This window comes from uncultured Shewanella sp. (assembly GCF_947491715.1).
Lineage (GTDB): Bacteria > Pseudomonadota > Gammaproteobacteria > Enterobacterales > Shewanellaceae > Shewanella.
In genome coordinates this window covers 1-14625 of sequence record NZ_CANLKR010000019.1, presented here as the reverse complement: position 1 = coordinate 14625, position 14625 = coordinate 1, and the positions used below count along the sequence as shown (strand labels likewise).

14 protein-coding genes are annotated in these 14625 nt (G+C 38.6%); 4 read left to right on the top strand and 10 right to left on the bottom strand.

What is annotated here, in order from left to right:
- Positions 1–7: 7 nt before the first annotated feature.
- The 4 genes from Q0779_RS13540 to Q0779_RS13525 form a co-directional block, all read right to left on the bottom strand.
- Entirely contained in the window at positions 8–1225 is a 1218-nt protein-coding gene (locus Q0779_RS13540) for a dicarboxylate/amino acid:cation symporter (RefSeq protein WP_298773318.1), read from the bottom strand.
- Positions 1226–1536: 311 nt separating this feature from the next.
- Positions 1537–1998 carry a tRNA (cytidine(34)-2'-O)-methyltransferase gene (locus Q0779_RS13535; RefSeq protein WP_298773317.1) on the bottom strand — a complete coding sequence of 154 codons (462 nt, stop codon included), beginning with the start codon at positions 1996–1998 and terminating at the stop codon, positions 1537–1539.
- Positions 1999–2363: 365 nt separating this feature from the next.
- The gene (locus Q0779_RS13530; protein WP_298773315.1) at positions 2364–3731 is read right to left on the bottom strand and encodes an ATP-binding protein; all 1368 of its coding nucleotides are present in this window, start codon (positions 3729–3731) and stop codon (positions 2364–2366) included.
- A complete protein-coding gene (locus tag Q0779_RS13525; RefSeq protein ID WP_298773314.1) occupies positions 3731–4414 on the bottom strand; it encodes a response regulator in 684 nt (227 codons plus the stop codon). Before Q0779_RS13525 ends, Q0779_RS13530 begins: the two co-directional genes overlap by 1 nt.
- 280 nt (positions 4415–4694) lie before the next feature.
- On the opposite strand from Q0779_RS13525, the gene Q0779_RS13520 reads away from it, so the two are divergent.
- From Q0779_RS13520 to Q0779_RS13505, 4 genes are all read left to right on the top strand, one after another.
- Positions 4695–5189, top strand: coding sequence for a Spy/CpxP family protein refolding chaperone (locus Q0779_RS13520; RefSeq protein ID WP_298773313.1), 495 nt, complete (start codon positions 4695–4697; stop codon positions 5187–5189).
- A gap of 413 nt (positions 5190–5602) precedes the next feature.
- Positions 5603–6256 carry an OmpW family outer membrane protein gene (locus tag Q0779_RS13515; protein WP_298773312.1) on the top strand — a complete coding sequence of 218 codons (654 nt, stop codon included), beginning with the start codon at positions 5603–5605 and terminating at the stop codon, positions 6254–6256.
- A 244-nt stretch (positions 6257–6500) separates the two neighbouring features.
- The gene (locus Q0779_RS13510; RefSeq protein ID WP_298773311.1) at positions 6501–7073 is read left to right on the top strand and encodes a porin family protein; all 573 of its coding nucleotides are present in this window, start codon (positions 6501–6503) and stop codon (positions 7071–7073) included.
- A 164-nt stretch (positions 7074–7237) separates the two neighbouring features.
- Entirely contained in the window at positions 7238–7816 is a 579-nt protein-coding gene (locus Q0779_RS13505) for a porin family protein (RefSeq protein ID WP_298773309.1), read from the top strand.
- Between the two features lie 49 nt (positions 7817–7865).
- On the opposite strand, the gene glnG is transcribed toward Q0779_RS13505, so the two are convergent.
- From glnG to Q0779_RS13475, 6 genes are all read right to left on the bottom strand, one after another.
- The gene (glnG, locus tag Q0779_RS13500; RefSeq protein WP_298773308.1) at positions 7866–9272 is read right to left on the bottom strand and encodes a nitrogen regulation protein NR(I); all 1407 of its coding nucleotides are present in this window, start codon (positions 9270–9272) and stop codon (positions 7866–7868) included.
- 69 nt (positions 9273–9341) lie between these two features.
- Positions 9342–10382, bottom strand: a complete 1041-nt coding sequence (gene glnL / locus Q0779_RS13495; protein ID WP_298773307.1) for a nitrogen regulation protein NR(II) — start codon at positions 10380–10382, stop codon at positions 9342–9344.
- Positions 10383–10541: 159 nt separating this feature from the next.
- Positions 10542–11057, bottom strand: coding sequence for a DUF4124 domain-containing protein (locus Q0779_RS13490; RefSeq protein WP_298773306.1), 516 nt, complete (start codon positions 11055–11057; stop codon positions 10542–10544).
- 158 nt (positions 11058–11215) lie between these two features.
- Complete coding sequence (locus Q0779_RS13485) at positions 11216–12448, bottom strand: nitrate/nitrite transporter (protein WP_298773304.1); 1233 nt, start codon at positions 12446–12448, stop codon at positions 11216–11218.
- A 197-nt stretch (positions 12449–12645) separates the two neighbouring features.
- Positions 12646–13803 carry an iron-containing alcohol dehydrogenase gene (locus Q0779_RS13480; protein ID WP_298773302.1) on the bottom strand — a complete coding sequence of 386 codons (1158 nt, stop codon included), beginning with the start codon at positions 13801–13803 and terminating at the stop codon, positions 12646–12648.
- A 40-nt stretch (positions 13804–13843) separates the two neighbouring features.
- A complete protein-coding gene (locus Q0779_RS13475; RefSeq protein ID WP_298773301.1) occupies positions 13844–14431 on the bottom strand; it encodes a TetR/AcrR family transcriptional regulator in 588 nt (195 codons plus the stop codon).
- Between the last annotated feature and the right edge of the window lie 194 nt (positions 14432–14625).

The window sequence follows — 14625 nt, the reverse complement described above, 5'->3', positions numbered from 1 at the left end:
TGATTGATTATATTTTCTTACTGTAATAATGTGTTTTATTGAGAGAATGGTTTAGGCTATCGACAGTCGTCGCAACGGCTAAATCTCCCGTGACACTGGTGGCCGTTCGTATCATATCCATTAATCTATCAATGGCTAATACTATGGCTATTCCTTCGATAGGCAGCCCACATGTGGCGACAACTACAAAAAGTCCTGACATGGCTACTGCTGGTACGCCTGCAGCGCCGATTGAAGTGATAATAGAGACGAAGATAATGAGAATGTATTGTGATGTGGATAAGTCAATGCCTGCGATATTAGCGATAAAAATACTGCTTAATACATAGTTTAGTGATGAGCCATCCATGTTGATCGTCATGCCTAAAGGCAGGACAAAATGTGCTGTTGCTTTAGATATCCCTAATCGCTCCTTAGCGACATTGAGTGTCATGGGCAAAGTGGCGACGCTGCTGCTTGATGAAAAAGCCATAAGTTGCGCGCTAATCACCTTTTTGAAAAAAGGCAATGGGGAAATTTTAGCAAAGAATGTCAGCAATATTGCATATATGCCATAAATTTGTGTTAAGCAAGCGACGTAAACGAGAAGGAGAAGCTTGATGAGTGGCGTGAGTACATTGACGCCTTGAGTGCCTGCAATCACTGCAATAATAGCAAAAATCCCCACAGGTGCAATTTTTATGATTAATTGCATCAAGGTTAGCATGATATCGCCCATTGAATTAATGACGCGTTTAAATGCTTCACCTTTTTCACCGCTCAAATTAATAGAGATACCAATAAAAATAGCGAATACAATTGTTTGGATCATATTGCCTTCAGCCATACTCGCAATAGGGTTAGTGGGAAAGATATCAATTAACATATTGATAATGGAAGGAGGAGTCATATTGTCATTATTAGTAGCATTGATGAGAGGTAAACCATTGCCTAAGTCACCGACATGGAAGACTAAAGCAAATGTGAGTCCGACTAAGGCCGCCATTAATGTTGTTAAAATATAAAGAGAAACAGAGCGTAAGCCAAGATGGGTTAGGTTGGATAAGTCTTTATTAGCGGTAATGGCGGTAATAATGCAGCTAAAAACTAAAGGAATAACGAGCATTCTGATTAGGTTAAGGAAAATGTCGCCGATTGGCTTTATCATTTCAATGGGGGGACCGACTAAATACCCCACTAAGGCACCAAGAAAAACACTCATTAATATTTTTAGCCACATTTGCATAATAGACCTCGTTTATTCTCTATTTTTTATACGTTGCCAGCATTTCAAGCGAATGAATAGTTTTTTGTCTGTAAAGCTAATCATGCATTTGATTAATATAGTAATTATCTTAAAAAATCATTACTATGTTAATGATAGTTAATGTTTTTATGGCTTTTGATATTGTTTCTATATTTAGCTATAAACGTTAGATAGTTGGAAAATATGAAAATGGTTGAGGTTGCTAAGGTGTAATGAAAGGGGCATTGGGCTTTACATGAAGTATGATGTCGCTGTATTAAGACATCATACTTCATGTTTTTGGAAACGTATTATATCCCGTCATAATCTAATTGGCGCCAAGCTTCATAGCTAATGATAGCGACAGAATTAGAGAGGTTTAAGCTTCGGCTATTTGACATCATAGGAATTCGAAGACGTTGCGCTAAAGGCGTAGCATCAATAATGTCCATAGGGAGGCCACGAGTCTCTGGGCCAAAGAGAAAAACATCGTCTTTTTTAAAGCGAATGTCAGAATGAGGACGACTGCCTTTGGTGGTACAAGCCATGATGCGTTTACCCGCCATGGCCGTTAAAAAAGCATCGAAATTAGCATAGCGAGTAATATTAGCTAAATCGCTGTAGTCTAAGCCTGCGCGCCTGAGTTTTTTTTCTTCTAAATCAAACCCTAAAGGTTCAATTAAGTGTAACTGGCAACCATTGTTAGCGATTAAGCGAATGATATTTCCAGTGTTAGGGGCGATTTCTGGTTCATAGAGCGCAATATGGAACATGACAACTTAACTCTTAAAAATTGGAAGGTGATTATAGCAATAGTGTCATCAATTTTAAACAACTCGCTTATACCCGTGATACTTGAAGATGCCTGTTTTCAGAGCCTGTAAAAGTGCCTAATTCAAGGCGTATTATTGCAAGAATGCTTATTGCCTTTTAAGGTGATACAACTTCGATGTAGGTGATTTTACAGACTCCCAAAGGGCTGGCCTCTTTATATGTAAAAGCAAAGCCTTTTATACTGCGTTATTGAACATCAGCTTAGAATGACTAGGCACGCTGTTCAAAGCCTTGCCTAAAAGGCTTTTCATTCCAGCTGAATCCTGCATCTTCAAGTATCACGGGTATAAGACACAAAGTGACGTTATTTGGGCAGTTTTATAGTGACTTTTAAACCATGGGGTTTAATATTTTCAGCTTTTATGTGACCGTCATGGGCGGTTATGCCTGCTTGCGTAATTGCCAGGCCTAATCCCCAGCCACCCGTTTCTCTTTCTCTTGCTGATTGAGGGCGATAGAAGGGTTTAAAAATGGCTTCTAGATCACTCTCATTAGTAATCCCTGGGCCATCATCAAATATTTCAATTTCAACAAAATGCTTGTGCTGTTTTGCGCAAATGGTAATGCTGTTTTTTGCATATCGTATGGCGTTACGCAATAAATTTTCAACTGCGCGAGATAAAGGTTTAGGATGAATGGGTAAGGTTATCGATTCTGGAATTTCAATATTTAATTGTTTATGTTGTTGTCCTGCTTCAAATTCAGCATCATCAAGGACTTGGCCGAGTGTTTCTGCTAATTCTAACGAGGTTTTTCTCTCTTGCGTGTTGAGTTTGACACGTGAGAGCTCTAATAATTCTGCAATCATTTTTTCTAATTGTTCAGCTTCATAGGCAATACGGATCATTTCTTGGGTTTCTTGGCCTTTTTTTCGATTCAGAGCAAGTGATAATTGCAACCGAGTAAGAGGGGTGCGTAATTCATGCGAAATATCACTAATGAGTCGTTGCTGAGTTTTTATCATGTCTTCAACGGCATCAGCCATCCCATTAAAAGCCTTAGCAAGTTGTCCAAATTCATCTTGACGCAACGTTGTTTCAACATTGACACGACTGCTTAAATCACCACTGGCTAACGCATCTGCGCTTGACTTCAATGAGCGTAATGGCCTACCTAAATGCCATGCTAAGAGTCCACATAGTAGACCGGAAAGAAAAATAGCGAGACTTAAGGTCAATAATTTATTGTCGGTAAAAAAGAAGAACCAAGGCTGTGGTCGATGATCAGGGGCATGACCGTAAAGTGAGTATTGTTCGCCTGCAACATAGAATTGATATGGGCCAAACATGAGCTCATTTTTAAATTGGTACTTAATGGGGTGATCTGAGCCGTCAGCCATTAAGACGAATCGCCTTAACATTCTAGAGTTTTTTGCATTATTTAACAGTTTACCATGCTCGTTGACGACAAATAAACGAACGGGCTTACCTTGAGGATCACGAAAGCGATTAATGCCACGCCAAGCTTGCTGTGAGTTTAATAATTCAGGGTTATCAATAATCCGATTGGCAACCGTAACTAACATATGATGCAGTGGTGGAGGGAGTGGTACGCCAGCATCATGTTTTTGCTGAATTAAAGGTAAGATCCCAACAGTGGCTATAATAAGGGAGCTGCAAATCCAAAAACTCAGTAACAGTTTGACAAATAGACTATTGGGTATTGTTTTCATTAGGGGAGCCAGATATAACCTTTACCACGGATCGTTTTAACTCTGGGTCTTGCATCTTTACGTTCAGGCATTTTCTTACGTAAATTGGATAAATGCATATCAAGGCTTCTATCAAATGGCATAAGTTTTTTTCCCAAAACGCTTTCACTTAATGTTTCTTTACTGACAAGCTCTCCGGCATGCTGGACGAGCTCAGAGAGTAAGCTAAATTCTGTGCCTGTGAGTAAAATTAATACATCCTGGCAATACACTTCTTGTCTTGCTGGATCGAGCTGTAAGTCGCCAAATTCTTGAATGCTTTTTGGATTATCTTGGGGAAGAGAGTGGGTGCGGCGAATAATTGCACGAATTCTAGCCACTAGCTCTCTATCATTAAAAGGTTTTGGTAGATAGTCATCTGCGCCTATTTCTAAGCCGACCACACGATCAATCTCATCTCCTCGAGCAGTAAGCATCAATACTGGCGTTTGCTTTTTTTGACGTAATGCTCTCAATACTTCAAAACCATTGAGTTTTGGCAGCATGACATCCAATAAAATAAGATCAAAATCTTGTTCTATAGCAAGATCTAATCCTATTTGTCCATCATGGGCTAGCGTAAGTTGAAAACCTTCTAACTCTAAGAGTTGTGCCAGTAATTCTGATAGACCTAAATCATCATCAATTAATAAAATACGGTTCATATGTCTCCCTTAATATTGACACTGCCCAAGTTACTAAATGGACGGAGATGTGATTCAGTATACTGTGTTGGGTGTCAATTGTAGTTTTCTTGTGTAAGTATATGTAAATATTGAAATCAAGATTGTTTAGAGCAATTAAAAATAGAGTGCATACCGTAATGTTTACAGTCTTTTACCTCAGTTATTCCCACATTGACAAAAGAGCTGACTATACTAGATAACAGATAAAGACAGCTCATTTTTTAATTTGTAAAGTGACATAAACCAAGAGGCTATAAACATGAAGTCAAAAACAGTAACAGCAGGCCTAATAGCCGTTCTAGCAACGACTACCTTGATGTCCAGTGTAGTCAATGCGGAAGATGGTAGCAATACATCAACTGAGCAAAAGCGGATGAAAGGCGATCATGGTCCAGATCGTAAATTAAAGAGCATGCTGCATAATTTAGATTTAACTGATGCACAAAAAGCGCAAGTGAAAAGTCTCGTTCAGGCTAGCAAAGCCGCTAAGAAGGAAAATAAAGCTTCAGATGAAGAACGTCAAGCAATGAAAGCACAGATATATAGTCTTATTTCAGCGCCTACTTTTGATGAAGCAAAAGCCAAAGAACTCATTGCATCACAGCAGTCTAAGCGTGAAATGGGTGTAGTGAATATGCTGAAACTACAAAATGAGGTTTATCAAATTTTAACGCCAGAGCAAAAAGTGAAGTTTAAAGAAAATTTTGATAAACCACATCGAATGAATAAAGTGCCACATCAGCCGACTCGGTAATTTTCCAAGTTGTTTGACTGCGATAAACCCCATTTGATTTTATCAGTGGGGTTTATTTTATATGCAAGCTTAATTGGTTAAGATTTTTAATGAATAAAAATTAATGTCTTTTCAATCCAATTAAACTGAACTTTAAATTTAATAACTAATATCATCATCTTATAAAAAACATCAACTTATTTTCTATAAACACCCCCTCTATTAAGCTTGTGTTCAGCTTTGTTTTTTATAACATTTAAAACACTGGCTTACATTAAAGTTTTTCTTTTTTAATTATGTTGTTAATTTTATTTTTTTTCACTTTTATTTATTATTTTTACCCTAGTGCTTTAGTCGGTATAGCCTATTTATTTATATTTCTCAGTGCTAATCTCCGCCGCCTTAGAATTAAATTGTTTTTTATAGGATGCGTTATGAAAGCTTTTCCAAGTGCTGCGGTATTATTATTAACTCTAGGCAGTATCAATACAGTTATGGCTGAAACCAGTGATAATGGTTTTTACGTGGGTGGTGATATTGGTTCAACTCAACTAAAAATTCAGGGTGAAAGTGACTCTGCTGCAAGTCTTGGTGTTTATGGTGGCTATAACTTCAATGAATGGTTTGCGGTTGAAGGTCATGTTTTTGGGACGGGCGATTATGATACTGGTCTTGAAGGGCAAAGTGGAACTTTTAATGGCGATACAATTACTGTGACGAAAACAGAACTGTCTGCTTCTGGATTAACTATTGCACCAAAAGTGACTTGGCATATCAATGAAATCTTCTCTGCTTATGCAAAAGCGGGTCTGAGCTACATGAAAGTTGATACAGAGATTGGTGTCGTTGCTAACGGGGTCAATATCAATACTTCAGCAAACTTTGATGGTTGGGGCTATGTATTGGGTGCTGGTGTGAATGCTGCTATTACACCACATTTAGTTGTTCGTTTAGGTTATGAATACATGAATGCTGATATTGATGGTGATGTTAATGTCAATGTGATGGGGTTGTCGGCTAAACAAAATATTGATTTAGACGATACCAAACTATCTCAATTTAGTTTAGGTCTGCATTACCAGTTTTAAAGCAACACAGGTCATATATTACGATGCCTTAAATGTTAAGTCATAGTATATGTTGCTAGTGAAATATTAAGTCGAAGAAAACAGGTGTTTTTTTCGGCTTTTTTATTTCTTATTAAAAAAATTGACGTTATTTTTGATTGTTTTCATTCTAGTGACTAGATTGAAATTAGCATTAAAGTCGACATTCTTTCAAGTTTAACCTACTGTACCTTTGATGATCTTATTTATGACACAAGGAGTTGTGATGAAAAAAATACTGTTATTAACTTTATGCCTATTCCCCCTCTTCGTTTTGGCTAAGCCTCAATATCCAGGTTTCTATGTGGGTGGGGATATTGGAACAACGCGAATAAGTTTTGATGATTTCAGCGGCAGTGATTCAGCTGCTAGTTTTGGTGCATATGGTGGTTATAACTTCAATGATTGGTTTGGCATTGAAGGACATGTATATGGTACAACAGATTATAGTGATGTGAGCGGTGAAGATGTGAATGCCGGAGTGTTCTCTATTACGCCAACTTTTACGCTTAATTTTAATGATATGTTTTCTGGTTATTTAAAAGGTGGGATATCTTTTATCGATATTCGTTTTGAACGTGACACCACTTATTGGGGGACTTATAACAATGATTTAACCGGTGTGGGTTATGTACTGGGTGCGGGAGTGGATGCAGCGGTATCTGATCATTTTGTCATTCGTGTAGCTTATGAATTTACTTCAGGTGATTTAGAGTTTGATAATAATGATTTTTACTATGATAACAGCTATCAAACGAACCTTTCTCAATTTAGTCTTGGTGTGCATTATCTTTTTTAAATGAATATGGCATATTCAAAAGCAGCATGATGAATCGATTATTGTTGCTTTTTTAGTGTATTTGTCTGTATTTAGTATCACTACAACCTTCACTATGTATTGCTATTTTTACATTTAGCTCAATATGTTAACATTGTCATTTGTTTTTTATTTAAGTAGTTGTAATGAATAAATATTGTGGTTCAGCTTTGTTGTTAATGGGTCTTTTAGGATCCGCTTCTGTTGTTGCTGAAACAGACAGAGAAGGTTTTTATGTTGGTGGTGATATTGGTTCTACTGAATTAGATTTTGATGGCGGAGTAAGCCATGACGCCGAATACAGTGTCGGTGTGTATGGCGGCTATCATTTTAATGATTGGTTTGGTGTTGAAGGGCATCTCTTTGGTACCGGTGATTATAGTAATGATAGTGACTTTGATAGTCATGCATCGGCTTTTTCTATTGCGCCAAAATTAACGTTAGCATTTAATGATATTTTTTCTGCTTACGTTAAAGCAGGGCTTGCATACATGGTTATTTCAAATGAAGTTGATACCGTCTATGGCACTTATACTAATGATTTAAGTGGTGTAGGTTATGTTTTCGGCGCGGGAGTGAATGCGGCCGTGTCTGATAATCTTGTCTTACGTGTCGCTTATGAGAAAACATCAGGCGATCTCGAATTTGAGCATGACTTTTATTATTATGATGATATCAGCACAGATTTATCGCAATTCAGTGTTGGCATGCATTATCAGTTTTAAAGCTTAAACTTGAAGGGATCGCAATGATCCCTTTTTGTGTTGCGCCATTTTATTCTATCGATAATTCTTTTAATTTTCGCGTTAATGTATTTCGGCCCCAGCCTAATCGTTTGGCGGCTTCTTGCTTGTGCCCATGGGTATGTTTTAAGGCGGTCGTCAGTAATATACGTTCAAATGTGGGTTGTATTTGAGTAAGTAAATCACTGTCTCCATGGCTTAAACGTTCATCGATAAGTTGAGTTAATGCCTGTTCCCAATCATGAGTGATATTATTTGTCGTATCATTGACCGTTTTGTCTAGCAATTCTGGTGGTAGATCTTGAGGTAATATTTCTTGTCCTGATCCCATTACCGTCAACCATCGACAAGTGTTTTCCAATTGCCTGACATTACCAGGCCAAGGGAGTTGAGACAATTGTGTTGCGGCTTCTTCCGTTAAGACTTTTGTGTCGACGCCCATTTCTTTAGCCGCGTTATGGAGAAAGTGATGAGCCAATTGTGGAATATCTTCTCGACGATGGGACAGAGTGGGAAGGTGGATACGAATGACATTTAAACGATGGAAAAGATCTTCTCTAAATTCACCGTTTGTGACTCTTTGTTCTAAATTTTGATGGGTTGCAGCGATAATACGTACATCGACTTTAACGGGATCATGGCCGCCAACACGATAAAATTGACCGTCAGCAAGGACTCTTAATAGGCGTGTTTGGACATCGACTGGCATATCACCAATTTCATCAAGAAACAGGGTGCCAAGATTGGCTTGTTCAAATCGACCTTGGCGGATCCCCTGTGCACCAGTGAAAGCGCCTTTTTCGTGGCCAAAGAGTTCTGACTCAATTAAATCTTTGGGGATTGCAGCCATATTAATGGCAATAAAAGGTTGCTTTTTTCTTGGGCTATGCTTGTGTAGTGCACTGGCAATGAGCTCTTTTCCTGTGCCCGATTGACCATTAATGAGCACACTGATAGAAGAGCGAGATAAGCGACCAATAGCGCGATACACTTCTTGCATTGCGGGTGCTTCACCAATAATTTCAGGTGTGTCAATAATACTTTCTTGTTGCTTTTTATTATGTTCTTGCTCGTTTGAATGACTCAGGGCACGTTCAACCAATGCGGTTGCTTCATCAATATCAAAAGGTTTTGGAAGGTATTCAAATGCCCCTGCTTGATAGGCGCTGACGGCACTGTCTAAGTCTGAATGTGCTGTCATAATAATAACTGGAATATGAGGATAATGGCTTTTAAGTCGCTCGAGCAAGGTTAAGCCATCTGTACCAGGCATACGAATGTCAGACACAATGACTTTTGGTTGGCTTATTTCGAGTGCCTGCCATAAAGATTCAGCGGCGGCAAAGCTAGTGCAAGTTAGCGGTATACTTTGTATGGCTCGCTCAAGAACCCAGCGTATTGAGGTGTCATCATCTAATATCCAAACTTGTTCTGTCATGTTTGTGCCTTAATGTTACTGAGATCTTATAGATTGATTAAATGTTCAGTTGTCCTGTTATGCATTACTTTATTGAAGCACTGGCAGTAATAAAGTGAATTCTGTCCCTAAGTGGCTGCTGTTGCAGTCAATTCTTCCCCCATGGAGGCGAGCTATATTATGAGCAATAGAGAGGCCGAGTCCTGACCCATGTTCTTTATCGCTTACCATAGGATAAAAAAGGGTGTCGATTAGATTTGGGTTGATACCGGAGCCATTATCGGTGACGCTCAATGCTAAAACCAACTTGTGTCTATTATTACCTATGGTGACTTGGTGTTGGGTGCGGGTTCTTATGTGAATTTTTCCTTGTTTACCTTTGAGGGCTTGAACGGCATTTTGAACAATATTCAGTAATGCTTGTTGGAGCTGCTCAGGATCCATGTTGAAGCTGGGGATCGAAGGATCGTAATCTTGTTGTATTTGAATATTGTTTGGCAGTGTAATACTGATAAGAGAGAGTACTTTTTGAATCACTTCATGGATATTAAAAATACCATGCTCTGTTGGCCGTTGGGGGCCTAATAAACGATCCACTAAATTGCGTAATCTATCTGCTTGTTCAATGATGAGATCGGTAAAATCATTTTGTGTACTGTCCGACAATTCTCTCGATAGTAATTGTGCAGCTCCTCTTATGCCGGCAAGTGGGTTTTTGATTTCATGAGCAAGATTACGTACTAAAAATTGAGCGGCTTGTTGTTGCGCATCTTGAGATAATTGTTGATGGATCCTTTGCTGTTGATCCACCAGTCTTAATTCTAATAAGGCTGAGCTTTTTTCTTCTTCAAAAGGGCTTAAGCTAATATCAAGTGTGTGTTGTTTTCCATCAAGTGTTGTGAGTGAGACACTATTAATTGTGAGTCCTTGATGATTTTTGATGGCATTTTGCCATAGCTGAGGATTAATACCGATAGATTGGTAGTGTTCAGTTAATGCGTGTTCAAATAATCGATTATTGCTAATTTTGAATAATTGTTTGGCGGCATTATTAGCATAGAGCAGTTTCAGCTCGTGATTGATAACAACGACTGCTGTGACGAGATGGTTGAGTAATCTGTGATTATCCATTTAAAGTGCCCAATTCATTGCCCTTTTTAAGTGCATTTGGCGGTTACGTTTTGATAATGCACCATAATGGTGCACCACGCAAGCCTCCACATAATAATAGATTGCTACTTATGTAGGACTAATCTATTGAATACAAATCAATAACAGAGTTATGTAAACTTATGATGGTTTATTTTTAATACTTCGGTGTAAAAAAAAGGTTCTAGGGAGACTTGATGCAAGTATTTTGCCGTTTTTATCGATTAATTTAATGATGATGTTATGCTCGCCTCGATCGATGTTCTTCAGTGAAAACATTGTGGAGGTTTGTGGCTTTCCGAGTATTTGGTTGTCTAAATGGAGCTGTAGTCTGGATGTTGATGGAAACCTTGGCTTAATTTGGACAATAACGGATAAGTCACCGTTGTTGTTGCGTATTGTTTCTTCTTCGATAGGTTTAGTGATAGTGAGCTGGTATTGAACAGGCTTAGATGGAGGTGGGGTGTTCGTGGAGATGGCGGGAACGGGAGGAAGGCTAACATGGTTGTTGGTATTAGCTTTAAACTCTACAGGGTTAGCATTATTAACAGGCTTGTCGGTGTAATGTATTTGCCCATCTTTATCGACCCATTTGTAGACTGTGCTATTAGCCATTGAGCTTAATAAGAGCAGTAGAAATAGGCTGAATAATCGCATTGGATTATGGTCCCCAAAACTCGAATACTGAGTAGCTTAGCTTGTTTATCCAAAAAAAGCAGGGAGTTGAAGATATTTTTTTCACTCAATCATCATAAGCTAATGATAATTGAGTGAAATATATATTTATCTTAAAGTTGACTGATTTTATGGGAGATTTATGAACTTATAATATGGGCACGCTTTATTTCAGTAAAATACATCAGTAATAAAGAAACGCAAGTGATGGCATACATTAACATAAAGGCTGAAGTGCGAATTTGGGTTAAATCTAGTAAAGCACCAAACATGATAGGTAAAACAAATCCTCCTAAACCGCCAGCCAGTCCAACAATGCCTGATACTGTGCCCATGTTATCCGGGTAGGCTTCAGAGATATATTTATAAACAGACGCTTTACCAAAAGCCATAGCAACCCCCATGGTGAAAAGCAGTGCTGTAAAAATGGATGCATTTAGATGTATATTGAAGGTCTTAGGGCCTTGTACTGTTTTTATGATAAATTCAGTTTCTGGATAAGACATGATGAATAAACAGATCCAACAGACCCACATAACCCACCAAGTAATGCAATGAGCTCCATACTTATCGGAGAGCCAACCGCCTAAGGCTCTAAGGACTCCGCCTGGCAGTGAGAATGCAGCAGCAAAAATAGCGGCTGTTTTTAAATCAAAACCATATTCACCTATATAGTATTTAGTCATCCAGAGTGCAAGGGCGACATAGCCACCAAAGACAAAGGAGTAGTATTGACAATATCGCCAGATTTGTGGATCTTTCAGAACCTGTAACTGTTGTTTTAACGAGGTATTTGAATTGATCTTATGTTTAGGGTTGTCAAAGCTAAAAAGCCAAAACAGTACGGCCATAATAAGCATAATACCCGCATAGATTTTTGGCACCATTTGCCAGCCAAGGGAGACGATGATGACAGGAGCAACAAACTTTGTTAACGCAGCACCTGCGTTTCCAGCGCCAAAGACTCCCATTGCAAAGCCTTGATGTTGTTTATCAAACCATTTTGCTACATAAGCAATGCCGACGGAAAATGATCCTCCAGCTAGACCGACAAATAATCCTAATAATAGGAATTGCCAATATTCAGTTGCATATGAAATAAGGTAAATAGGAACCGTTGTGCTTAGCATGAGGAGTAATAATACGATTCTTCCTCCAAAACGATCACCTAAGACCCCTAAAGGTAAGCGGGTTAATGATCCTGTCAATATAGGGGTGGCTGCGAGTAAGCCAAATTGTGTTTCATTTAAAGAAAGCATCTCTTTGATGGGGATCCCGAGTACAGCAAACATGATCCAAATCATAAAGCAAATAGTAAAAGCGGCGGTACTTGAGGCTAAAACTTGCCCCTTTTTCATATTGTCTGAAATCATGCCATCTCCTTATCTTCCATGAATCACATTTGTTTTGATCCTATGTAAAATAAGTGCATTTTAATATCCCTATTGAGAGGTAGTTTATTGAGTCACTTGGGTTAGATTTTATTTCTAAACATTGATTGTTAGAAAAGAAAATATCCAAAGTAGCTCGAGAGTCGCATACTTTGGATATGAGTTGTATCAGTTTATTATTACAAATTGCGTTCTAGAATATGGCGACTCTTTTCGAGATCAATGTCTTGGTGTTCGCCTAATGCTGTCATTCCATGATATTCTAATTTCTTAATAATTTCTTCCACGTGAGTATAATTAAGATCGTAATCACTTAAACGTGTTTTAATGCCCATATCTTCAAAAAAAGTACGAGTTTTGGCAATAGCATCATCAATGCGTTGTGTTTCTGTGCCTTGAGTGATATTCCAAACACGTTCACCATATTGTAATAATTTTTCTTTTTTCGATTCACGTTGGCAGTCTAGTAGACCTGGTAAGACAATTGCGAGCGTTCTTGCATGATCGATATCATAAAGTGCTGTGAGCTCATGACCTATCATATGAGTCGCCCAGTCATGAGGGACACCTCGGCCAATGAGGCCGTTAAGTGCCATGGTTGCTACCCACATGAGGTTAGCTCTTATATCATAATCTTTGGGGTTGCTGAGGGCTTGTGGCCCTAATTCAATTAACGTTTGTAATAAACCTTCAGAGAATCTGTCTTGGACTGGTGCGTTAACGGGGTAAGTCAGATATTGTTCGATAATATGAACGAATGCATCAACAACGCCATTAGCCACTTGTCTTTCAGGTAACGTAAAAGTTTTACTGGGATCTAAAATAGAGAATTTTGGAAAGACATGATCGCTCATGAAAGAGCGTTTGGATTGAATATCTTTACGGGTGATGACACTGCCACTGTTCATCTCAGAACCCGTAGCGGGTAAAGTTAACACGCTACCAAAAGGTAAAGCTTGAGTGATGTTATTACCCCAGTTAAGTAATATATCCCAAGGTTCTCCCTCAAATAAGGCCGCTGCGGCAACGAATTTTGTGCCATCAATAACAGAACCACCTCCAACAGCGAGGAGGAAGTCGATGTCTTGTTCTTTTATTATGTCAATTGCTTGAATGAGAGTTTCATACGTTGGGTTAGCTTCAATACCACTAAATTCGGTAATGTTTCTATTCCCTAAAGCCGTGATTACTTCATCTAAGGTACCTGTTTTTTTAGCGCTATTACCCCCTAATAAGATTAATACTCGCGCATCAGCTGGGATCAGCTTATCTAATTCCGCAATTTTGTTTTTGCCGAAGCTGATATGGGTTGGGTTACAATATTCGAAATCTAGCATGCTACATCCTCTATTTAAAATTTGATTATTGCCGTATGTCTTATTCTTGTTTTAATATTTTTTTAGTGCGTTCCATAGCCTTATCTATTGTGCTTCCATCTCGATATAGCTTATTGAGCAAGCTTGCTCCAAGCCACATTTGGTACAACATATTGGCAGTGCTTGATGGATCGATTGGATTAACCGAGCCATCTTGTATGCCAGTTTGAATACAACGAGTAAGGCGTCTTATCACCTCATCCGCGCCTATTTTAAGGGCGAGTCGCATAGGTTCTGATAAATCAGCCACTTCAGCACTGAGCTTGACAACAAGGCATTGCTGAGAATGGTGTGCTGGGGCTTGAGCGTCTTGCCATCGTTGCCAATAGTCATTCAATCGAAGGTAGCCACTTTTATTAACAGTATTAAAAAGGGCATCAATTGAGTGCAAATAGTCTTTGAAGTATTGCTGAATGACCATTTCGCCAAAATGCTCTTTTGATGAAAAGTAATGGTAAAACGAACCTTTTGGTACGTTAGCAGCGTTTAAAATTTCAGATAAACCGACATGGGTAAAGCCTTTTAACGAAAATAAGGCATAGCCAGAGTCTATAATTTGCTGTTTTGTCGAAAGCGATGTTTTTTTCATTGAGTTAGGTTAGTCAAAAATAGACCGGTCGTCTAGTGTTTTTTTTTACTCAATAATGACGTATTATGGCGATGACTTTTGCTTGTGAAGTTATTCAGAGTAATTGAGAAGAGGCGGCTATACCCAAACCACTTGAAGATGCAGGATTCAGCTGGAATTAAAACGCGTTTAGGCAAGGCATTGAGTTGAGGGCT